The organism is Buchnera aphidicola (Hyadaphis tataricae) (assembly GCF_005081445.1).
Classification (GTDB): Bacteria; Pseudomonadota; Gammaproteobacteria; order Enterobacterales; family Enterobacteriaceae; genus Buchnera; species Buchnera aphidicola_AE.
Genome location: NZ_CP034873.1, coordinates 351,066 through 372,761 on the forward strand (window position 1 = coordinate 351,066; position 21,696 = coordinate 372,761).

Below are 21,696 nucleotides of genomic sequence, written 5' to 3' on the forward strand. Positions count from 1 at the left end.
TGAATATATGCTGATACAAAAAAATAATTATGTTACTCTTAGAATTTTTATAGTATTTGTTTTTCCTTTTTTTCTCATTAAATCTCCTTGAGTAATGATAACCAAATCACCGATACATAAAAAATTCTTTTTACGTAAAAGAGTAATCGCTTCATCAGATGCTTGAAATCCATTAAATTTAGTATCAAAATATATAGGTGTCACACCTCTATACAAACTGGATAAGTTTAAAGTTTTTTTATGTTTTGATAAAGCAAAAATAGGTAATCCGGAAGTAATTCTTGATGTCATTAATGGTGTTTTGCCAGATTCAGTTAATGTAATGATTGCGGTAATACCCTTTAAATGATTAGCTGCATACATAGCAGACATCGCAATAGCTTCTTGAATATTATCAAACATAACGTTAAGACGATGTTTAGATACGTTAATACTTGGTACTTTTTCAGCTCCCTGACAAATGTTTGACATTTTCATTACTGTTTCTGATGGATATTTTCCAGATGCGGTTTCAGCAGACAGCATGACTGCATCACTTCCATCGAGCACAGCATTGGCTACATCCATCACTTCTGCGCGAGTAGGAGATGGATTCAGAATCATCGATTCCATCATTTGCGTTGCTGTAATAACTATTCTATTTAATTTTCTAGCGGTTCGAATTAATCTTTTTTGAATTCCAGCTAATTCTGATTCTCCAATTTCAACACCTAAATCTCCTCTAGCTATCATAATTCCATCAGAAGATAGAATAATTTCTTCTATTACTTGTTGATTCATCACTGCTTCAGCACGCTCTATTTTAGCAATAATTTTAGCATTACTATGAAATTTTTTAGCTAATTTTCTAGCTTGTTTTAAATCATTACTACATCTTGGAAAGGACACAGCTAGATAATCTACATCAATTTCAGCAGCAACAACAATATCTTTTTTGTCTTTTAATGTCAAAGAATCTGCTGATAAACCACCACCTAATTTATTAATACCTTTATTATTAGAAAGTATTCCTCCGATAACAACTTTTGTAAAAATTTTGTTATCAGTAACTTGCAAGACTTGTAATTGTATTCTGCCATCATCTAATAGCAAGATATCATTTGATTTTAAATCATTGGGTAATTTTTTATAATCAATACCTACACTTTCTTCGGTTCCATCAAATTCCTTCAATAAAGTATCCAATATAAAAAAATTACCTGTTTTTAAAAAGATTTTGTTTTTTTTAAACTTAGAAATACGAATTTTTGGTCCTTGCAAATCACCGAGTAATGCAACATGATAATTTAACTTATTCATTATTGCTCTTGCCTTTTTTGCTCTTAATTTATGTTCTACGATCGAACCATGCGAAAAATTTAATCGTAATACATTAACTCCTGCAAGCATCAATTTTTCAAGGTTATTATCAATATCTGTCGATGGACCTAATGTAGCAATAATTTTTGTTCTTCTTAGACGGGTTAACATAAAAAAACCTTTTTATTAGATATATTAAAAATATTTAACGTTATTAAATGAAATATTTTTATAATTTTAATATTTCTCAAGCAAGTAAAAATAAAATATTTATATTGATTGAACTCTTTAGAAACATTAATATACGTAATATTCACGTTTTCTATAATGCAATATTATACCTAAAATAATCAATATTTTTTGCAACAATATTTCTTGTATTATATTAAAACGTTCAACTTTATATGCATAATATACATTTTTTTAAACAAAACGAGAAGGTTATGATTACAGAAAGAAATCAAGCTTGCGATTTAGTAATTTTTGGTGCAAAAGGAGATTTGTCAAAACGAAAACTATTACCTGCATTATATAAATTAGAAAAATTAAATAAAATAGATAAGAATACCCGTATTATTGCTGCAGGACGTGCCAACTGGAATATACAAGAATATATAAAAATAGCCAAAACAGCAATAAAAACTTTTTTAAATGAAGAGCTCAATAATATCGTTTGGAAAAAATTTAGTTCTCGTTTATATTTTTGTAATATAGATGTTCATGAAAAACTACATTTTTTTAGATTAAAAAATATATTAAATCAACAAAAAAACATAGCTATTTATTATTGCGCTGTGCCACCTGATACATTAAGTTCTATTTTTGAAGGTTTAAAACATGCTAACTTAAATCTTATTTCATCACGTATAGTTTTAGAAAAACCATTAGGAATATGTTTAAAAACATCAAAACAGATTAATAATCAGATATCTAAATATTTTTTAGAATCGCAAATTTTCCGTATTGATCATTATCTTGGAAAAGAATCAATACTGAACTTATTTGCATTAAGATTTGCAAACTCATGTCTTTTTAATAATTGGAACAATCACACAATTGATCATGTGCAAATTACTGTTTCTGAAGAAGTCGGAATCGAAGATCGATGGAATTACTTTAATAAAATGGGACAAATGAAAGATATGGTACAAAACCATCTCTTACAAATCTTAACTATTATAACAATGAAAAAACCCAAAACCATTACATCTAAAAATATTAAAAATGAAAAATTAAAAATTTTGAGATCTTTAGTTCCCATTAACATAAACAACGCTCATCAAAATACAGTGAGAGGTCAATATTCTTCAGGACAGATAAATGGTAAAAATACATGTTCTTATTTAGAAGAAAATCCTAAAAAAGAAAAAAGTGACACAGAAACTTTTGTAGCTCTAAAAATTAATATTAATAATAAAGAATGGTCCGGTGTACCATTTTATCTAAGAACAGGCAAACGTTTAGCAAAAAAATATTCTGAAATAGTAATTTTTTTCAAAAAAAATCCTATCAATTTATTTAAAAGTTCTAATTTGAAGAATTTTCAAAATAAATTAATCATACGTTTAGAACCTCATGAAAATATCACATTTGATTTTTTAAATAAAAAAATAGGACTAGATCAAGAATATCAACTAGAAAAGAATAAATTAGAATTTGTTCATGTTTTTAATGAAAATCCTAAAATTTTTATTGATGCTTATGAACGATTGTTATTAGAAAGTATGAGAGGTATACAAGCTTTATTTGTTTCCCGTGAAGAAATAGAGGCATCATGGAAATGGGTAGATCCTATTGTACAAGCTTGGAAAAAAAATCAAGAAAATATAATAGAATTATATCCTTGCGGTACTTTTGGTCCAAAAAAATCAGATTTTTTAATTAATCAAGATGATCGATTTTGGAATCAATTTAATTAAAGATCATCTATCTTGACTTAGCTTAGAAAACTATGTTAGGTTGAAAAACAATTTATTTTATATATAAATGTATATCAAATCATAATGATATGTCACATAAACACTTTACTTGTTTAAATATATTTAATTTTCATATAATTGTATACTTTTGCTAATCGAGGAAAATAATATCTCATGATACGTGTTATTCTTTTCTTATTAACTAATTTAGCAGTAATGTTGGTATTTAGTCTGATTCTTAATTTGATAGGTATTCAGTCTAATAGTATTTATGGATTACTAATTATTTCAAGTCTGTTTGGTTTTAGTGGTGCTATCATATCATTGATTTTATCAAAATGGATTGCATTACGTTCTGTGAACGGTGAAATCATCACAAAACCACGTAACGAAACAGAGATTTGGTTAATGAAAATAATACGAGAACAATCTATTAAAAAAGGCATTTTGATGCCACAAATAGCAATATATCAAGCTTCTGATATAAACGCTTTTGCAACAGGATCTCGTCGTAATTCAGCATTAATTGCTATTTCTACAGGATTATTAGCAAATATGACGCGAAATGAAGCAGAAGCAGTTATTGCTCATGAAATCAGTCATATCTCTAATGGTGATATGATTACAATGACATTAATTCAAGGTATAGTTAATACTTTTGTTATTTTTATATCAAGAATATTATCACAAGTTATCAGTAATATTATCTCAAATAATAGAAATAATGATAATGAAGAAACTAAAAATTCATTTATATACTTTGTGATTTCTACAATTTTAGAACTACTGTTTGGTGTATTGGCAAGCATGATTACAATGTGGTTTTCTAGACATCGTGAATTTTATGCAGACGCTGGATCTGCGAAATTAGTAGGTCGTGATAAAATGATTGCCGCATTAAAAAAATTAAAAACCAGTTATGAACCTCAAGAATCTGAAAACATAATGGCGTTTTGTATTAATGGAAAATCAAATTCTTTCTTAAAACTATTTGCATCTCATCCTTCTTTAGAAACGCGAATAAACGCTTTATATAATAAAACATATATGTCATAACTATTGTAATTCTCTTAGTAGAAGCAACATATTTCTATTAAGAGAAAAAAATAATATTTATATTATTTAAATAATTTTTTGTGAATAACAATATTAGCATCTTTATTCTATTATATACTTTTAAAAAATAATGTTTTTTTTGATATTACAAAACAATCTGTGTTAAAATCGCAAAATATCTATTCATAATGATTTTTATAAACGCTTCATCCTAAAAAAACAAAAAAATATTTCAAATATTTCTATATTTTTTTACACAACGTTTAAAAAAATATTGACCACTTTAACTAATATATTAAAACATAACAGCACAATAACATCTCCTAAACATCCATTATCCATAAAAAACAATTAATTTTAAGGTAAATTTGTATTTTTTATAACAAATGTGATATTTAAACGCTAAATATCTATTGACATTCAGCGTTTTAAATAATGAAGAATGTATCAAAAATTTAATAAGTTTTTATCATAATATATTTATGTATAGCTGAATTATTGAAGACTCTCACATATTTATGTAACCTAATTTGATTCAAAAAGTTTTTAACTTTATACATATAATGTAATAATATAAAACATATTTATTGAGAGACATAATACATGTCAGACATTATTTGTATTATATATTGTCCTATTTTTATACGGAGCTTTTCTGATGGAGTTTTTTTTAGAACCGTCAACTTGGGCGGGATTGTTAACACTAATTATTTTAGAAGTAGTATTAGGAATCGATAACTTAATTTTTGTAGCAATTTTATCAGAAAAACTACCTCCTGATCAAAGAGATAAAGCACGTTTAATTGGATTAGGATTAGCTCTGGTAATGCGTTTAGCACTGTTATCATTAATATCTTGGATAGTTACACTAACGTATCCTATTATTTTAAATCAATTTTTCTCTTTATCAATACGTGATATCATTCTATTATTTGGCGGTTTATTTTTATTATGTAAAACTACAATGGAGTTACATGAAAGATTAGAAAGTAATCCTCATGAAACCTCAGAAAACAAAAATTATGCAGGATTTTGGGCAGTAGTTATTCAAATAGTCATTCTAGACGCTGTATTTTCTTTAGATGCAATAATAACAGCTGTAGGAATGGTAAACCAATTGTTAATCATGATGATAGCTGTTATTTTAGCAACAATATTAATGTTATTTGCCTCGAAAACACTCACTAACTTTATCAATCTTCATCAAACAGTAGTTGTACTTTGCTTAAGTTTTTTGCTAATGATAGGTTTTAGTTTGGTTACAGAAGCTTTAAATTTTTCTATACCAAAAGGATATTTATACGCAGCAATAGGATTTTCAGTATTAATTGAAATATTCAATCAAATAGCTCGTCATAACTTCATGAAAAATCAATCTAGAAGACCCATGCGACAAAGAGCAGCAGAAGTCATTTTACGTTTAATGGTAGGAGAAAAAAATAACATTAGCAAAATTAATAGTATTAAACACAATAACGATCAAAAAACAAAATCTATTCAATCTTCAAAAAAAATAGAAACGTTTAAAGATGAAGAAAGATATATGATTAATGGAGTTTTAACCTTAGCAGGAAGATCTGTTAGAAGTATCATGACTCCAAGAAGAAATATATCTTGGGTTAATACTGAAAAAAATACCGATGAAATTAGAATGCAATTACTAGATACACCTCATAGTTTATTTCCAGTGTGTAAAGGAGAATTAGATGAAATAATAGGCATCGTCCGAGCTAAAGAATTATTAGTAGCTCTTGAAAAAAAAATAGATGTATCTATTTTTGCAAGTAAAATATTACCCATTATAATACCAGACACGTTAGATCCGATTGATCTTCTTGGTGTTCTTCGTCGAGCTCAAGGAAGTTTTGTTATTGTTAGTAATGAGTTTGGTGTAGTTCAAGGATTAATCACTCCATTAGATGTTTTAGAAGCTATTGCAGGGGAATTTCCAGATGCAGATGAAACGCCGGATATTATAAAAGAAAATAATAGTTGGTTAGTAAAAGGTGAAACGGATTTACATTCATTACAACAACTTTTAAATACTGAAGAGTTGATTAAAGAAAGTAATTATGCTTCCTTAGGAGGATTATTAATTGCACAAAAAGGTCAGTTACCCATTACAGGAGAAATTATTTGTATTCATCCTTTTGATTTTCATATCGTAAAAGCCACAGAATACCGAGTTGATCTAGTTAGAATTATTCAAAAAAAAGATGATTTTATAAAAATTTAAAATAATATTTTTTATACTTATATTTTTTCTAAAAATAGATGTTTTTTGAGAACATTATGTCCAATACAATTTTAACACTAGATAGTTCAATTGATTCTTGTTCATTTGCTATATATAAAAACCATGATATTCAAGTAATACAAGAATACTGTAAAAAAAAACATACTACAAAAATGTTACCTATGCTTCAAAAAATATTACTTCAAACCAACACAAAATTACATGATTTGAATTACATTGCCTTTGCAAAAGGACCTGGAAACTTCACTAGTATTCGTTTTGCAGCAAGTATTGCACAAAGTTTATCTTTAAGTTTAAATATTCCTATAATGAGCGTATCTACTTTATCTATCATGGCTCAACAAGCATGGCGAAAATATCAAAAAAAAGAAATAATTATCTTGTTGAACACTCAAAAAAAAAATGTTTATTGGGGGCAATATATAAGAAATACAGAATCTATTTGGACTGGATCAAAAACGGAAACCGTTATTGAAAAAACAAAAATTCAAAATAAAATACAGTCTTTAAAAAAAATATGGACTGTAGTGAGTAACCCATCAAAAATCTGTTGTTATGCAAGAATTCCACAAATCAAAAATATCAAATATTTTTTTCCTAATGCTCAAGATATTATTCCATTTGTATTATTAAAAATTCAAAAAAAAGAACATAATTTTTCTATAAATAGCAATATTAATTATTTAGATAAAAAGTTTAATATATAAGGTTAAAAGATTTCTTAAAAAATCAATACTGAAAAAAAAATGAAATATATTCAGTATTGATTATATTCAATTAATATTGTAGTATTAAATGTATTTAAAAAAAATTGTATTTTGTTATAACAATGAAATATTTTTTTTAAGTTAAAATAACTAATCGGGTAATACAATATTTAATTCTAATATAGAAATTTGTTCATTTTTTTGTTCTAGCTGTACTGTTATCATATTAGGTTCGATATTTACATATTTACAAATTACAGATAATATTTCTCGTTTTAATTCCGGAAAATAATCTGGTTCACTATTATATTTTCTTTGTTCTGCAACAATTATTTGTAGTCTTTCTTTTGCGACATTAGCAGTATTTTTATGTCGAGACAAAAAAAAATCTAATAAAGCCATCTTTATCTCCAGAATAAACGTTGTAAAAAACTTTTTCTTTCTTCTTCAACAAAACGAAAGTTACGTTGTTTACCTAATAATCGATCTACAGTATCGTAATAAGCCTGCCCTGCATTAGAACGAACGTCTAATATTATAGATTCACCTTGATTTGATGCACGAAGAACAGACGGATCTTCTGGAATGACGCCAATAACAGGTATCTGAAGAATTTCTACAACATCTTTCATACTTAACATTTCTCCTTTTTTAACACGTGTAGGATTATAACGCGTTAGTAAAAGATGTTCTTTTATAGGAATTTTATTTTGTTTTGCTCTTTTTGATTTAGATGAGACAATTCCTAAGATTCGATCAGAATCTCTTACTGAAGACACTTCAGGATTTGTAGTAATGATAGCTTCATCTGCAAAATATATAGCTAAAATTGCTCCAGTCTCTATTCCTGCTGGTGAATCACAAATAATAAAATCAAATTTCATTTTGATAAGTTCTTCTAAAATATTTTCTACTCCTATGTATGTTAAAGCATCCTTATCGCGAGTTTGTGATGCCGGTAAAATAAATAAGTTTTTTGTCTTTTTATCTTTTATCAACGCTTGATTTAACGTTGCATCACCTTGAATAACGTTAATAAAGTCATATACAACTCTACGTTCGCATCCCATTATTAAATCTAAGTTTCTTAATCCGATATCAAAATCTATAACAATGGTTTTATTGCCTTGTTTTGCTAAACCAGTTGCAATAGCTGCACTTGAAGTAGTTTTACCTACGCCTCCTTTCCCTGAAGTCACTACAATAATCCGTGTCATATAAAAAAATCCTTAAAAAAATACACTTAACTGAGAGAATTGATAGTTAAAAATTGATTTTTTAAGTAAATTTGAGCTGATTTTCCGATAAATTCTGATGGTATTTGATCTGATAGCCAATATTCTCCAGATATAGAAACGAGTTCTGCAAATAATCCTGTGCAAAATATTTTTCTTGTAGTATCTCCATCAGCACCTGCAAGAACTCTACCTCGAACAACACCATAAATATGAATGTTTCCATCTGCTACTAATTCAGCGCCAGCACTAACGTTATTCACAACTATTAAATCGGCATTTTTTGCATAAATTTTTTGACCTGAACGTACTGGTATATCTACAATATGAGTTTTTTCTGTTTTTTTTGTTGTGTGATTTTTCTTTTTTTTCAAAATAGAAACATGAGATTTGCTATAAAAAATATCTATATTATGATGAAAACTGTTTTTATTTTCTGATAAAACAGGCAAACCTGAATTTATAATGCTTTTTTTTAAAGAATCATTATTACAACCGCTAACACCTAAAACAAAAAAACCATGAGAAATAATAATATTTTGAATTTTTTTCCAGTCTGCAACATTACATATTTCTGAAATGTTAACAATTACGGGTGCATTTTTAAAAAAATTCGGACATTCTTGAGTTTTCTCATATAATGATTTATTTATTAATTCTATATTGTGATCATGTAAATAAAGTACTAGTAATGTAAAACTGCTACCTTTAATTTCAATAGATTTTTTTTGCATATTGATTGCTCAAGAATTTTTACTGATATGCATGTGAAAATTTATTATTTATATAATATGTAAAGATAATTTAATATTAAAGAATTAATAAATATTATTCAAAACAAATTATAATATAAATATTATATGATAACAATTGCTATTTTTTAAATATCAAATTATTAAAAAATGCGCTTAAAACAATATAAATATATTAAAATGAACAAGGACAAATCTAATTTTGTTATTATCTCAAAATAGTCAAATAATATTACGTCATGCAAAACAATTTGAAACAAAAAAAGTGTTTTTTTTTGGCAATATACAAGATGTTTTACCTATATACTTGTTAACTGATCAGACAAAAATTCACTTTTATAAATATAACGATTATTTATGTTTTCAAAAAAAAAATATCAAAAATATTAATATTTATAACACTATATTAATTTCAAAAAATATAATCCAGGATTGCAACACAATAATTTATTACTGGCCTAAAAATAAAAAAGAAGCAGAATTTCAATTAAAAAATGCTCTATCGTGTTTATCATTAAATACTCGTGTATTTATCGTTGGAAACAATTCAAGTGGAATAAAAAGTGCATCGAAAATTTTGCAACCATGGATTAAATTAAAAAAAATAGATAACGCAAAGCATTCTATATTGATGACAGGATCTATTAAAAAAACAATACAATTCACGTTGCATAATTTTTTTAAAATACACACATGGAATAATTTATATATAAAATCTTTACCTGGTGTTTTTGGTCATAAAAAAATAGATGAAGGTAGTAAACTATTAGCTTCGACTTTTTCAAAAAATATGAATGGAAAAATTTTAGATATGGGTAGTGGAACAGGTTTTTTGTCGGTATGTTTATTAAATTGCTCACCAAATGTTCTTGTAACTTTAACAGATAATAATGTAATTGCGTTAAAATGCAGTCAAGAAACTCTTAAAATTAACCAGTTCAAGGGTCAAATAATTGCTAGCAATATATATTCAAATATTTTTGAAAAATTTGACTTAATTATTTCTAATCCACCCTTTCATGAAGATTTAGCAACTAATTTTAACACAATAAAAACGATTATATTTGAATCGGTGCAATATTTAAAACCAAAAGGAGAATTGAGATTTGTCGTAAATAGCTGTTTTAAATATGATATTTTTTTAAAAAAAATATTCAAACATTTTGACATAATAGAAAAAAATTATAAATATCAAGTTTATCAAACGTTTTTAAATTGAATAAAAATATCAAGTTTATTTTACCCGGAGCGGGACTTGAACCCGCAAAGCCATAAAAGCCGAGGGATTTTAAGTCCCTTGTGTCTACCAATTTCACCATCCGGGCTTAATAAAATTTTAGAGGCGTATCCCGGAATCGAACCGGGTTATACGGATTTGCAATCCGCTACATATCCAATCTGTCAACACGCCTATATTGTTATTATAAGAAAAAAAAACAAAAATTACAAACAAAAAATTTTTTACATCAATTTTAATCAAAATCAAATCGAAAAATACTTTTGCAATTCATCATATAATGATTTAATATAATAATTGTTTGGAGAGGTGGCCGAGTGGTTTAAGGCAGCGGTCTTGAAAACCGCCGACGAGAAATCGTCCGAGAGTTCGAATCTCTCTCTCTCCGAAAAAAAATAATACATCAAAAAAATATTTTCAATATTTTTGTTTTATCTTCCTACCTTAAATTTTTTACACAACATACAAAAAAATATTTTATTTTGTATTTGATAAAATTTCAATTTCTACACGACGATCAGGTGCTAAACAACTTATCAACAAAGACTTATTTTTGATATCGTTACATACTTGATTAGTTAGTGGATATTGTTTACCCATGCCTTGCACCGTAATACTATCTCTAGAAAATCCTCGAGATGTCAAATAATTCTTAATGCTGTAAGCACGATTTTCGGACAACGTTTGATTATATTCTTGATTACCTATTCTATCTGAATGACCTGAAAGCACAATGGAAATATTTTTTAATTTCATTTTTTGAATGTCATCATCTAATTTATTAAGTTTATCATAAGATATTGGTTTTAAATCTGCACTATCAAAAGAAAAATTAATTTGTTCATTCAGAACCGGATACGATTCACTATTTGAATTAACATCATCATATAATGAAATAAGATCCATATCAGAATTACCAAATTTCCATCCTAAGGAAAAAATTGCATTTCCTAAAGGTGGTTTCCATGATGAATCTATTATTTTTTTAACCTTATTTTTCCATGTATAATCTAGTCTAGTAATAAGTTGGTTATCAAATACATATTCTGCACCTAAAGAAACACTAGGGTATATAATACTATCTTTAGTAAATGTATCTCTTAATTCCTTTTGAGAAAGAAGATCACTCCAAAAAGCAAAACCACCTAATCTAGTATAAACATGAAACGAATCCGTAATTGGATAAGACAGTTTTGTTGTTAATTCAAGACTATGTGATTGCATATATCTGGTATATTTATCAAATATTTTATGTGGGAAAAATCCATTAGTACTATTATCTACTTCAAAAGATAAATAAGGATTGACTTCATATCCTAAAAATAGACCGATTATAGGAGCGCTAAATTTTTCTTTTACACTAAAGTCATCTTTAACAATTTTAGATTGCTTGATATGACTATTATACTTTAATTGAAAAGGATCGATATAAGACCAGCCTAATTTTGTCCCAAAATACCATCCATTTTGTTCTGTAGCTTGCACATAATTTACGAAACTTGCTAATACAAAAAACAAAATAGCAAGAACTTTTTTTTTCATTATGAAACTCCTTTATTGTTAAAAAAAATTAAATGAAATTTCTTACATAAAATATCATTTTTAACATTATGCATATAATTGATTTAATTTTTTCATTAAACAATTCATTAAAAACCATACAAAAAAATATTTATTAACGATTATATATTATATAGCAAATATCACATTAATCATACATTAACAATTATATATAATGGTAATATATCATTAATGTAAAAATGATTCAGTTAAGAAATGTTATAAGATAAAGCCAGCAAACGTATTCCTAAAAAATGCAACATTAATAAATATCCAAATCCAGATACAAAAAAAACAAATACCAAGCGTGTAATTTTACTCAATAAGGAATCAAAATATGAAAAAACCATAAATTTTAACATAATTGATAAAATCAAAATCATAAATAATGTTGATAATATAATACGTACAATAAAAATTAATTCGTTTATTGTAAAAAATAACATTTTTCTTCTGTACAACTCTCGAGAAAGTAAGGCTAAATTTATCCAACTAGCAATACTAATTGATAAAGCGAGTCCGGCATGTTGAAAATAAAAAATACAAAATGGATTCATACACTGTGTGACAATTAGAGTAAAAAATGAAATTTTCATAGGCACGTTGATCGCTTCACAAGCATAAAAAGCAGCAGAAAAAATTTTTACTAAAATAAAAGCGATCAAACCAAACGAATAATATTTTAATACTTGATCTATCATTAAAACATCAAAATCTGTAAATTTTCCATATTGAAAAAGAACGATAATAATTGGTTTTGCAAGAAAAAAAAGAAGCGCAGCACCAGGTACAGCACAAATTACACTGATGCGAAATCCCCAATTTAGAAGATGCAAACCTTCTAAGATTCTATTTTTTTTATAACTGTTCGTAAGAGCAGTAAATAATATAGTACTTAATGGTACACCTAAAATGCCAATAGGAAACTCTACTAAACGATCAGCATAGTATATCCAAGATATTGATCCAGCATTTAACAATGAACTAAAAATAGTATTTAATATTAAAGATATTTGGGTAGCAGAACATCCTAATATTGCAGGCCCTATTTTTTTTAGTACTGTTATAAGCCCACGGTTATGCCAATTAAAATGAGGAACAACTAACATGTTAATTTTATATAAAAAAGGTAGTTGATAAAACAGTTGACACAAACCTCCTATAATTACAGCCCATGCTAAAGAAAGCACAGATGGATTAAAAAAAGAACTAAAAAAAACAGAGACAAAAATAATGCTTATATTTAAAAATATAGGAGAAAAAGCCGGTACAGAAAAAAAATTCCAACTATTGAGAATCGATGAACATAATGAAGATAAAGAAATCACAAAAATATAAGGAAACATAATTTGTAATAAATGTTCAGATAAATTCAATTTTTCTGGAAAATTTATAAAACCTGGTGCATTTATTAAAATTAAAAATTTAGAAAAGCACATTCCTAATATTGTAACTATAAATAAAAAAAAACACATACAACCTAATGTAGAAGAAATAAATTCACGCAATTTTTTTTTATTATGATTGGATTTATACTCCATGAGCACTGGAACAAATGCTTGAGAAAATGCACCCTCTGAAAAAATACGACGTAATAAATTAGGAATTTTAAAAGACACAAAAAAAGCATCGGTAAAAATAGAAACACCAAAAATACTTGCAATTAAGATATCTCGAATAAAACCTAATATACGAGATATCAAAGTCATCAAACTAACTGATATTAAAGATTTTAAAAGATTCATTCTCAAATATAACCCATGACTTATAAACAATTTTTTTAAAATTTACGAGATATCTAAAAAATTATTTTTGATTCAAAAACTAATATTTACTATATTAAAAGATCAAAATAACCTGCATGAGTTTCTAAAAAATCATTATTTAATAAATATGGAGAATAAAGTTCAATGACTGAATTAAAAACTATCACAATAATAAAACCAGACGACTGGCATGTTCATGTAAGAGATGGTAAAATTTTAGAAAAAGTTATTAAATACACGGCGCAATTTTATAAAAGGGCCATCATTATGCCAAATCTTGAAGATCCTATTACAAATTGTGTTAAAAGTCTTGCATATCGTAACAGAATTTTAAATTCTATAAAATTCAATTCTACATTTCAACCGCTAATGACCTGTTATTTAACTCCATTTACAACTTCCAAAGAATTGGAATATGGATTTTATAAAAAAATATTTGTAGCTGCTAAATTATATTTGAAATCTTCCACGACTAACTCTGAAAATGGTATTAAAAATATTAATGATATAAATCATATTTTACAATGTATGGAAGATATTAGCATGCCATTACTGATACATGGTGAAGATAATGATAAAAATATTGATATTTATGACAGAGAATCAGAATTTATAAAAAACATATTAGAACCATTGCGCAAAAAATTTTCAAAATTAAAAATAATATTAGAACATATTACAACGAAAGATGCAGTAGAATATGTTAAAAAACATGATGAACAATATTTGTCTGCAACAATTACACCTCATCATTTAATGTTAAATAGAAATGATATGTTTTTAAAAGGCATTCAGCCACATCTATATTGTTTACCAATATTGAAAAAACGAACACATCAACAGGCTTTAAGACAAGCTGTATCTAATGGAGATAAACATTTTTTTTTAGGTAGTGATACCGCGCCACATTTAAATAAAAATAAAATTCATTGTTTTGGACGTCCTGGAATATTTAATGCTCCATCTTCTTTATTATGTTATATAACAGTGTTTGAAGAACTTAATGCTTTGAAACATTTTCAAGCATTTTGCTCAGAAAATGGACCTAATTTTTATAATATGCCTATTAATACTGAAACAGTAACATTAGTAAAAAAACCATTTAAAATACTCAATAAAATTAATATAGGAAAAAAGAAAATCATTCCATTTTTATCAGGAAAAACTTTGCACTGGTCTATGAAAACTTAATCAATAAATTATATTTTTTATTCATATTTATTACATTTTTAGTTGCCCATCAATATTATAAGTGATAGATTTTCGATATTGCGAAAAGAGTTCTAATAGAGATTGATTTAAGCAAAATTTTTTATTGATAATAACTTTATTATTACCATGAATTTTTTTTACAACAATACATTTTTTAACAACAAAGTTCCAAGAAATATTTAATTTCTCTTGATTTTTATAAGGAGCAAAGATATTGTATTTTGTTTCTAACAATAATCTATCTTGATGTAAAGATAAAAATTTTTTAAACAATATTGTTTTTTCTTGAAAAATTAACTTCAATTGATCTATATTAGAATTAGAGTTTAATAAAGTATATCTTTCCTTATTTAAAAGTTTTTCTAAGGCTATCAAAATTATTTTTTTTTTATTTATAGTTTCTGTTAATAGTTTCATTTTTTTGCTATATTTGTTGAAAAGATAAGAATTATATGATGTAACATATCTATAATTTTTATGAGAATGTTGAATATTAGAATTCAGGAAATAATGTTTTTAAAAAAGATATAATTATATTTTATAATGACACTATTACTTCACCATTTTTATTAACAATGCCAGTAATAATTTTGCCATTTTTCGTTTTAATACGAATACGTTCGTTTTCAGATCCATTACTTAATGATGTTGCTTGAGAAGAAATAAAAAAATTTTCTCCTCGAATAATAATTTTAATGCTTTGATTAATGCGAACCGTCCAAAATGGACGTATTATAAAAGAGGTTATTGGTTGCAATGGAAAAATGTCACGTAAATTGACTTTATTTATGACATCTTTTTTATGAATGCAAGTATTATAAGGTAAATTTTCTAATTGTCCTATTTCAACTTTAAGATCTGATTCTGTGATTTTAGTACCTCTAGGGATTTTTCTATTTGCAACAATATATTTTCCTTTTTGTTGAAATTCAACTTTTAAATAATGATGTTTTTTTCCGCAAATTAGAAGAATATGAGTCAACCCTAAGCGATTTAAGTTATTAGGAAAAGAAAAAACAGGTTTTTCACAAAAAAAATTTTTTTTTAATGGAGTACGGATGATAACTGTTACATTTTTTTTATGAGGAAACGTTTTTTTAAAAAAATCATTTAATTTTTCAGTTAAATTATGTGCATTTGAAGTACAGGTTAAAAAAAATAAAAGAAAAAAAATGATTGTTTTTATTAATTTCATTAAAATTCCTTTAATATTTATATTAATATAATATTTTTTTATATTATATTAATATAATATAGATTAATACTCTAATAATTTTTTGATTGATCATATAATCTTAATTACAGATAATTATAACGCAAAACGATAAAGAATTTTTTATAGTTTTATTGAAAATAGTCAGAATAATCTTCTAAATTTATTTAAACAATGATAGTTTGATATTACGCCTGAATTATTTAAGTTATCTTTTTTTTGAGGAGCGAGATATTATGTTTAATACAATCAGTCATATGTTTGATTTCCATCAAACATCATTAAATCTTTGCGCTAAAAGACAAGAAATATTAGCAGCTAATATCGCAAATGCAGATACACCAGGATATAAATCTATAGACTTTAATTTTAGCAGTGAACTCAGCAAAATTACAAAAAAAAATACAATAAACAAAACCAGTGTAGCTCTTAAAACCACTTCTCTGAACCATTTACATGGAAAAAATAATAGTTCTCTTTTTATTGAGACTGTACCTATAATGACAAATAAAATAAAAATTGATGGTAATACAGTAGACATGAATCGAGAAAGAATTGAATTTTTAAAAAACAGTTTAAAATATGAATCAAGTTTAGCTTTTTTAAAAAATGAAATTAAAAATATCATGAGTGTTTTAAAAGGATAATATATCATGTCTCTTCTAAATATATTTCAAATTGCAGGATCTGCAATTACTGCACAAGCAGAAAAAATGAATGTCATTGCAAGCAATTTAGCCAATATCAATAGTGTAGTATATAAAAATGGAAAATTTTACCCTTATGTTGCAAAACAAGTGGTATTTGAATTTAATTCTGTAAATAATTCAAAAATAGGAGGAGTCAAAATATCTGATGTCGTTGATGACACCAGTCCTATGAAGCTAATATACGACCCTAATAACCCTATGTCGGATAAAAAAGGCTATGTTTTAACATCTAATGTTAATCCAATTACAGAAACAGTAAACAACATCGCAGCATCACGAAGCTATCAAGCTAATATAGAAGTTCTGAAAACCGCTAAATCAATGATCATGAAAACATTAACTATTATTGAATAATAAAAGAGGAATGTATGACTACTATTAATGTTAATTCGAGTTTAGAAAATCATTTGATTGACACAAATAATAATAATGATGCACAAAATGTTTTCAATCCACTAGATTTACAAAAAAATTTTTTAACTCTATTAATGGCGCAAATTAAAAATCAAGATCCTACTGATCCTATTAAAAATACTGAACTAACATCGCAATTAGCGCAAATTAATACAGCAAGTGGAATTGAAAGGCTCAATAATGCTGTAGGACAAGTATCTAATCAAATAAATCAACAGAAAAATATTGAATTATCTTCATTACTTGGACATCATGTAATGGTTCCTAGTAATCAAATTATGCACACAGAAAACGTTAAAACAAATTTTGGTGTAGAATTAATCGGAAAAGCTACGTCAATAAAAATTGAAATTAAAGATCATAAAGGCAAAACAGTATATGTTATTAATAAAACACATGAAGATGATATTTCATCAGGAATACATCATTTCACATGGAACGGAAAAGATTTAAACAATCAAAATGTAAAAACTGGAAAATATGATATTGTCATAACTGCTAAAAATAACGAAAAAAATATTCCTGCATTAGGTTTAAGCGAGGCAGTAGTTCAGAGTATTATTACATCGTCTGATAATCCTATTCTAGATTTAGGCGCTTCAAGAAACATAACACTTTCACAAATCCGTGAAGTTCTTCAATAAAAAGGTAAATATATATGACATTTACAGCTTCTGTAAATGGTTTGCTAGTCAATAATGATTATCTAGACATTATATCTAATAATATAGCAAACGCATCTACTATAGGATATAAAACTAGCACACCGATATTTTATGATATCTTTTCTCGTCGTGCGTATTCTCTAAATAACACAGGATCAGGAGTGGGAGTTTTGAATGTTGTTCAAAACTTTAATAATGGAACCTTAGTAACAACAGGTAGAGATTTAGATTTAGCAATCGTTCAAAATGGTTTTTTTAGAGTAACCGATGCTCAAGGAAAAATATACTACACTAGAAACGGACAATTTGTACTTGATGAGAACAAAAACATTGTCAATATGCAAGGAATGTATTTGACAGGACATAATATATCTAATGAACATAACACAAAAGATAATTTAAATAATAAATTCAATTTAGAAGCTATTAATTTACAACACGCCTATAAATTAGAAGGAAAGCCAACAACCAAAATAAAATTAGATATAAAATTAAATGAAAACGATAAGTTTGTAAAACACACTAATCTTTCTACAGATCCGTCGTATCCTCCATATGCAAATTATACAACAAATATTGATATATATAATAAAAATAACAAAAGAAAAACCATTAGTGTTGATTTTTATAGAGAAGATGAACATATTTGGATGGTGCATGTTGTATCAAATGAAAAATTCAAAGATTCTCAAGAAAATAATAAAAAAGATATAGACACACTATTTCCCATGCAGTTTGATGAAAAGGGTAAATTGATCTCTGATTCTATTATAAAAATCAAACCAAATAATCCTGATTATGAGAATATTGATTTTGACGTATCTAATAGCGCTGAAATAAAAAATATACATAATTCTATTGAAGAAAGTGTTCAAAATGGATATTCATCGGGATCGTTAAAAACCTTTGATATCCTTCCAAATGGCACAATTATGGGAACTTATTCTAACGAACAAAAAAAACCAATAGTACAAATATTACTATCAAAATTTATTAATCCTGAAAAATTACAACATGAAAGTGGTAGTATGTGGTCTGCAACTGCAAACTCTGGAAAAGAAACAATCGGTATAGCGGGTGATCAAGGCTTTGGAGTCTTAGCAACTAAAACGTTAGAATATTCAAATGTTGATTTGAATAAAGAATTAATTAATATGATTATTGCACAACGAAATTATCAATCAAATGCACAATCTTTCAAAGCTGAAGATAAAATCATTAGTACTCTAATTAATTTAAAATAATTAAAGAGGAAAGATTATAATGGAAAATGCAGTCTATGATGCTATAGTTTCCGCAAATCAATTACTAGAAAAACAAAATATCATAGCTAATAATTTAGCTAATATTTCAACAACAGGTTTCAAAGAAAAATTTCATTATATTTTAGAAAAAAATAGCACAGAAAACAAACAAGATGCATATAATACAATAATAAAAGAATATTATAACGTATCTCCGGGAATATTAAATTATACACAAAGAAATTTAGATTTATTTGTAGAAAAAGATGGTTGGTTTGTTGTCAAAGATATAAATGGCGAAGAAGCATATACAAAAAATGGTCATTTAAAAATTAATTCAAATGGCAAATTAACCATTCAAAACAATGAAGTCATAGGAAATCATTGTGATATCAACATACCAAATAATGCACAATTAAGAATTTCATCTGATGGGGTAATTTCGTCTATATTCAAAAAAAAAAATAACTCAGTTGAAAACAAAATAGGAGAATTGAAATTAGTCAAAATCCCGATAAATAGTTTGATACAAAAAGAAAATGGATTTTTTTACTTAAATAAAAAATATGATAATTTCCATCATAAAAATAGGTTAATCCCTCATGATAATAATGTGCGTATAAAATCAGGAATGTTAGAACTTAGTAATGTTAATGCTGCACAAAATATGATAGAAATGATATCAAATGCTAGGCAATTTGAAACACAAATGAAAATAATCTCAATATCTGATAAAAATGCTGAGTATGCTAATCAATTAATTAATATTAACAATTAATCACGAGGACTAAAAATATGATTCCATCTTTATGGATTTCTAAAACTGGACTTGATGCTCAACAAATGAATATGAATGTTATTTCAAATAATTTAGCGAACGTTAGCACTAATGGATTTAAACGTTCTCGAGCAGTGTTTGAAGACTTAATGTATCAAACCATTAGACAAGCTGGAACTAATTCATCAATTGATACCACCTTGCCTTCAGGTTTACAATTAGGAACCGGTGTTAGACCAGTTGCTACTGAAAAAATTCATAGTCAGGGTAACTTGTCAAAAACAGATGCATTGAAAGATGTAGCAATTAATGGACCAGGTTTTTTTCAAGTACAATTGCCTGATGGAAGCGTAGCATATACAAGAGATGGTTCTTTTCAAATAGATCAAAATGGTCAATTAGTCACAAACAGCGGATTCCCTATTGTTCCCGAAATCAACGTTCCGCCTAATGCATCAAATATTAATATTGCAAGAGATGGAGTAGTAAGCGTTGCGGTGCAGGGACAAACGCAACCTATGTTTCTTGGACAATTAAATTTAATTAACTTTATTAATAATTCTGGATTAGAAAGTTTAGGTGAAAACTTATATCAAGAAACACAAGCATCTGGTACTCCAATTGATACAACTCCAGGATTAAATGGAACAGGATTGTTGTATCAAGGATACGTTGAAACTTCTAACGTTAATGTTGCTGAAGAATTAGTAAATATGATTCAAACACAACGGGCTTATGAAATAAATAGCAAATCAATTAATACATCAGATCAAATGTTACAAAAATTATCTCAGTTATAATTGTTTACTTTTATATTATTTTGTATAAATAATGTTTTACAAAAATTTATATTGAACATCTATTATTAAAGGTAACTTTTTCGTGATAAATTTCGTTTTTCATAAAACCAAATATTATTTTGTTCCTATTTTTTTATTATTGATTCAAAGTTGTACATCTATTCCACATAAGCCTTTAGTAGAAGGTATTACAACCGCTATAGCACCTAATTTTTTTCCTAATGTTACAAATGGATCTTTATTTCAAGAAAGATCTCTTGAACATCATGGATATAAATCGTTATTTGAAGATTATCGACCACATAATATTGGAGATACTCTTACTGTAATTTTACAAGAAGAGATCAGTGCTAGTAATAGTTCTACTTCTAACGCTAGTCGCGATGGAACGAATAATATAGGTATGGAAATAATACCTAGTGGATTAAGTCCAATTTTAGGTTTAGATTTAAAAAAAAATCAAATTGGTTTAAATAATACAGGTAAACATGACTTTTTTGGAAAAGGAAATAATACGGCTGAAAATAAATTTAGTGGACTAATTACTGTTACCATTAAAACTATTCTTCCAAATGGGAACTTAAAAGTTATAGGAGAAAAACAAGTTGGAATTAACGATGGTGTGGAATACATACGTTTTTCCGGTGTAGTAAATCCAAATAACATTAATAACAATAATTTCGTTCAATCTAGTCGAATTGCTGATGCTCGAATTGAATATTCACGTTATGGATGGGTGAATCAAATGCAACATATGGGATGGATGCAAAAACTTTTATTGAAATTTTCTCCTATATAACATATAAAAGTTGAATCAACTCATCAGTAATAATTTAAAAAAATTATTTTATGTATTAATTATACACTCATAA

Annotated in this window: 21 protein-coding genes and 3 tRNA genes; 14 read left to right on the top strand and 10 right to left on the bottom strand. The window is 26.5% G+C overall.

Annotation, left to right across the window (positions count from 1 at the left end):
- Positions 1-27: 27 nt before the first annotated feature.
- On the bottom strand, positions 28-1,470 hold the full coding sequence (pyk, locus tag D9V69_RS01600) for a pyruvate kinase (RefSeq protein WP_158356591.1): 1,443 nt from the start codon (positions 1,468-1,470) through the stop codon (positions 28-30).
- Between the two features lie 272 nt (positions 1,471-1,742).
- Here pyk and zwf point away from each other — a divergent pair, with 272 nt between their 5' ends.
- The 4 genes from zwf (at position 1,743) to tsaB (ending at position 7,238) form a co-directional block, all read left to right on the top strand.
- The gene (gene zwf / locus D9V69_RS01605) at positions 1,743-3,218 is read left to right on the top strand and encodes a glucose-6-phosphate dehydrogenase (protein ID WP_158356592.1); all 1,476 of its coding nucleotides are present in this window, start codon (positions 1,743-1,745) and stop codon (positions 3,216-3,218) included.
- 174 nt (positions 3,219-3,392) lie between these two features.
- Entirely contained in the window at positions 3,393-4,274 is an 882-nt protein-coding gene (gene htpX / locus D9V69_RS01610) for a protease HtpX (protein WP_158356593.1), read from the top strand.
- A gap of 658 nt (positions 4,275-4,932) precedes the next feature.
- Positions 4,933-6,510 carry a TerC family protein gene (locus D9V69_RS01615; RefSeq protein WP_158356594.1) on the top strand — a complete coding sequence of 526 codons (1,578 nt, stop codon included), beginning with the start codon at positions 4,933-4,935 and terminating at the stop codon, positions 6,508-6,510.
- 56 nt (positions 6,511-6,566) lie between these two features.
- Positions 6,567-7,238: a tRNA (adenosine(37)-N6)-threonylcarbamoyltransferase complex dimerization subunit type 1 TsaB gene (gene tsaB / locus D9V69_RS01620; RefSeq protein WP_158356595.1), complete on the top strand. Its 672-nt coding sequence runs from the start codon at positions 6,567-6,569 to the stop codon at positions 7,236-7,238.
- Between the two features lie 150 nt (positions 7,239-7,388).
- Here the strand turns inward: tsaB and minE are convergent, their stop codons facing one another.
- From minE to minC, 3 genes are read right to left on the bottom strand one after another with little or no spacing between them, the layout of a single operon-like run.
- Positions 7,389-7,640, bottom strand: coding sequence for a cell division topological specificity factor MinE (gene minE / locus D9V69_RS01625; RefSeq protein ID WP_158356596.1), 252 nt, complete (start codon positions 7,638-7,640; stop codon positions 7,389-7,391).
- A 2-nt stretch (positions 7,641-7,642) separates the two neighbouring features.
- On the bottom strand, positions 7,643-8,455 hold the full coding sequence (minD, locus tag D9V69_RS01630; RefSeq protein WP_158356597.1) for a septum site-determining protein MinD: 813 nt from the start codon (positions 8,453-8,455) through the stop codon (positions 7,643-7,645).
- 26 nt (positions 8,456-8,481) lie between these two features.
- Entirely contained in the window at positions 8,482-9,207 is a 726-nt protein-coding gene (gene minC / locus D9V69_RS01635) for a septum site-determining protein MinC (RefSeq protein ID WP_158356598.1), read from the bottom strand.
- Positions 9,208-9,427: 220 nt separating this feature from the next.
- Here minC and rsmC point away from each other — a divergent pair, with 220 nt between their 5' ends.
- On the top strand, positions 9,428-10,444 hold the full coding sequence (gene rsmC, locus D9V69_RS01640; protein ID WP_158356599.1) for a 16S rRNA (guanine(1207)-N(2))-methyltransferase RsmC: 1,017 nt from the start codon (positions 9,428-9,430) through the stop codon (positions 10,442-10,444).
- A 21-nt stretch (positions 10,445-10,465) separates the two neighbouring features.
- Here rsmC and D9V69_RS01645 read toward each other — a convergent pair.
- A tRNA-Leu gene (locus D9V69_RS01645) sits at positions 10,466-10,550 on the bottom strand.
- Positions 10,551-10,565: 15 nt separating this feature from the next.
- A tRNA-Cys gene (locus tag D9V69_RS01650) sits at positions 10,566-10,636 on the bottom strand.
- A 129-nt stretch (positions 10,637-10,765) separates the two neighbouring features.
- Between D9V69_RS01650 and D9V69_RS01655 the strand changes: the two genes are divergently transcribed.
- A tRNA-Ser gene (locus tag D9V69_RS01655) sits at positions 10,766-10,850 on the top strand.
- 89 nt (positions 10,851-10,939) lie between these two features.
- Here D9V69_RS01655 and D9V69_RS01660 read toward each other — a convergent pair.
- Together D9V69_RS01660 and murJ are read right to left on the bottom strand one after the other, a co-directional pair.
- Positions 10,940-12,004, bottom strand: a complete 1,065-nt coding sequence (locus tag D9V69_RS01660) for an OmpA family protein (protein ID WP_158356600.1) — start codon at positions 12,002-12,004, stop codon at positions 10,940-10,942.
- Positions 12,005-12,231: 227 nt separating this feature from the next.
- The gene (gene murJ, locus D9V69_RS01665; RefSeq protein ID WP_158356601.1) at positions 12,232-13,767 is read right to left on the bottom strand and encodes a murein biosynthesis integral membrane protein MurJ; all 1,536 of its coding nucleotides are present in this window, start codon (positions 13,765-13,767) and stop codon (positions 12,232-12,234) included.
- A 165-nt stretch (positions 13,768-13,932) separates the two neighbouring features.
- Here murJ and pyrC point away from each other — a divergent pair, with 165 nt between their 5' ends.
- A complete protein-coding gene (pyrC, locus tag D9V69_RS01670) occupies positions 13,933-14,979 on the top strand; it encodes a dihydroorotase (RefSeq protein WP_158356602.1) in 1,047 nt (348 codons plus the stop codon).
- A 30-nt stretch (positions 14,980-15,009) separates the two neighbouring features.
- Here the strand turns inward: pyrC and flgN are convergent, their stop codons facing one another.
- Both flgN and flgA read right to left on the bottom strand, forming a co-directional pair.
- Positions 15,010-15,417 carry a flagellar export chaperone FlgN gene (flgN, locus tag D9V69_RS01675; RefSeq protein WP_158356603.1) on the bottom strand — a complete coding sequence of 136 codons (408 nt, stop codon included), beginning with the start codon at positions 15,415-15,417 and terminating at the stop codon, positions 15,010-15,012.
- 121 nt (positions 15,418-15,538) lie between these two features.
- Positions 15,539-16,195 (bottom strand): flagellar basal body P-ring formation chaperone FlgA, encoded by a 657-nt coding sequence (flgA, locus tag D9V69_RS01680; protein ID WP_261979614.1) that lies wholly within the window; start codon positions 16,193-16,195, stop codon positions 15,539-15,541.
- Positions 16,196-16,449: 254 nt separating this feature from the next.
- Here flgA and flgB point away from each other — a divergent pair, with 254 nt between their 5' ends.
- The 7 genes from flgB (at position 16,450) to D9V69_RS01715 (ending at position 21,623) form a co-directional block, all read left to right on the top strand.
- Positions 16,450-16,860: a flagellar basal body rod protein FlgB gene (gene flgB / locus D9V69_RS01685; RefSeq protein ID WP_158356604.1), complete on the top strand. Its 411-nt coding sequence runs from the start codon at positions 16,450-16,452 to the stop codon at positions 16,858-16,860.
- A 6-nt stretch (positions 16,861-16,866) separates the two neighbouring features.
- Complete coding sequence (gene flgC, locus D9V69_RS01690) at positions 16,867-17,277, top strand: flagellar basal body rod protein FlgC (RefSeq protein ID WP_158356605.1); 411 nt, start codon at positions 16,867-16,869, stop codon at positions 17,275-17,277.
- Between the two features lie 14 nt (positions 17,278-17,291).
- The gene (locus D9V69_RS01695; RefSeq protein WP_158356606.1) at positions 17,292-17,981 is read left to right on the top strand and encodes a flagellar hook assembly protein FlgD; all 690 of its coding nucleotides are present in this window, start codon (positions 17,292-17,294) and stop codon (positions 17,979-17,981) included.
- A 14-nt stretch (positions 17,982-17,995) separates the two neighbouring features.
- Entirely contained in the window at positions 17,996-19,246 is a 1,251-nt protein-coding gene (locus D9V69_RS01700; protein ID WP_158356607.1) for a flagellar hook protein FlgE, read from the top strand.
- Positions 19,247-19,265: 19 nt separating this feature from the next.
- Positions 19,266-20,024 carry a flagellar basal-body rod protein FlgF gene (gene flgF / locus D9V69_RS01705; RefSeq protein ID WP_158356608.1) on the top strand — a complete coding sequence of 253 codons (759 nt, stop codon included), beginning with the start codon at positions 19,266-19,268 and terminating at the stop codon, positions 20,022-20,024.
- A 17-nt stretch (positions 20,025-20,041) separates the two neighbouring features.
- Positions 20,042-20,824, top strand: coding sequence for a flagellar basal-body rod protein FlgG (gene flgG / locus D9V69_RS01710; RefSeq protein WP_158356609.1), 783 nt, complete (start codon positions 20,042-20,044; stop codon positions 20,822-20,824).
- Between the two features lie 82 nt (positions 20,825-20,906).
- Positions 20,907-21,623 (top strand): flagellar basal body L-ring protein FlgH, encoded by a 717-nt coding sequence (locus D9V69_RS01715; RefSeq protein ID WP_158356610.1) that lies wholly within the window; start codon positions 20,907-20,909, stop codon positions 21,621-21,623.
- The last annotated feature ends 73 nt before the right edge of the window (positions 21,624-21,696 follow it).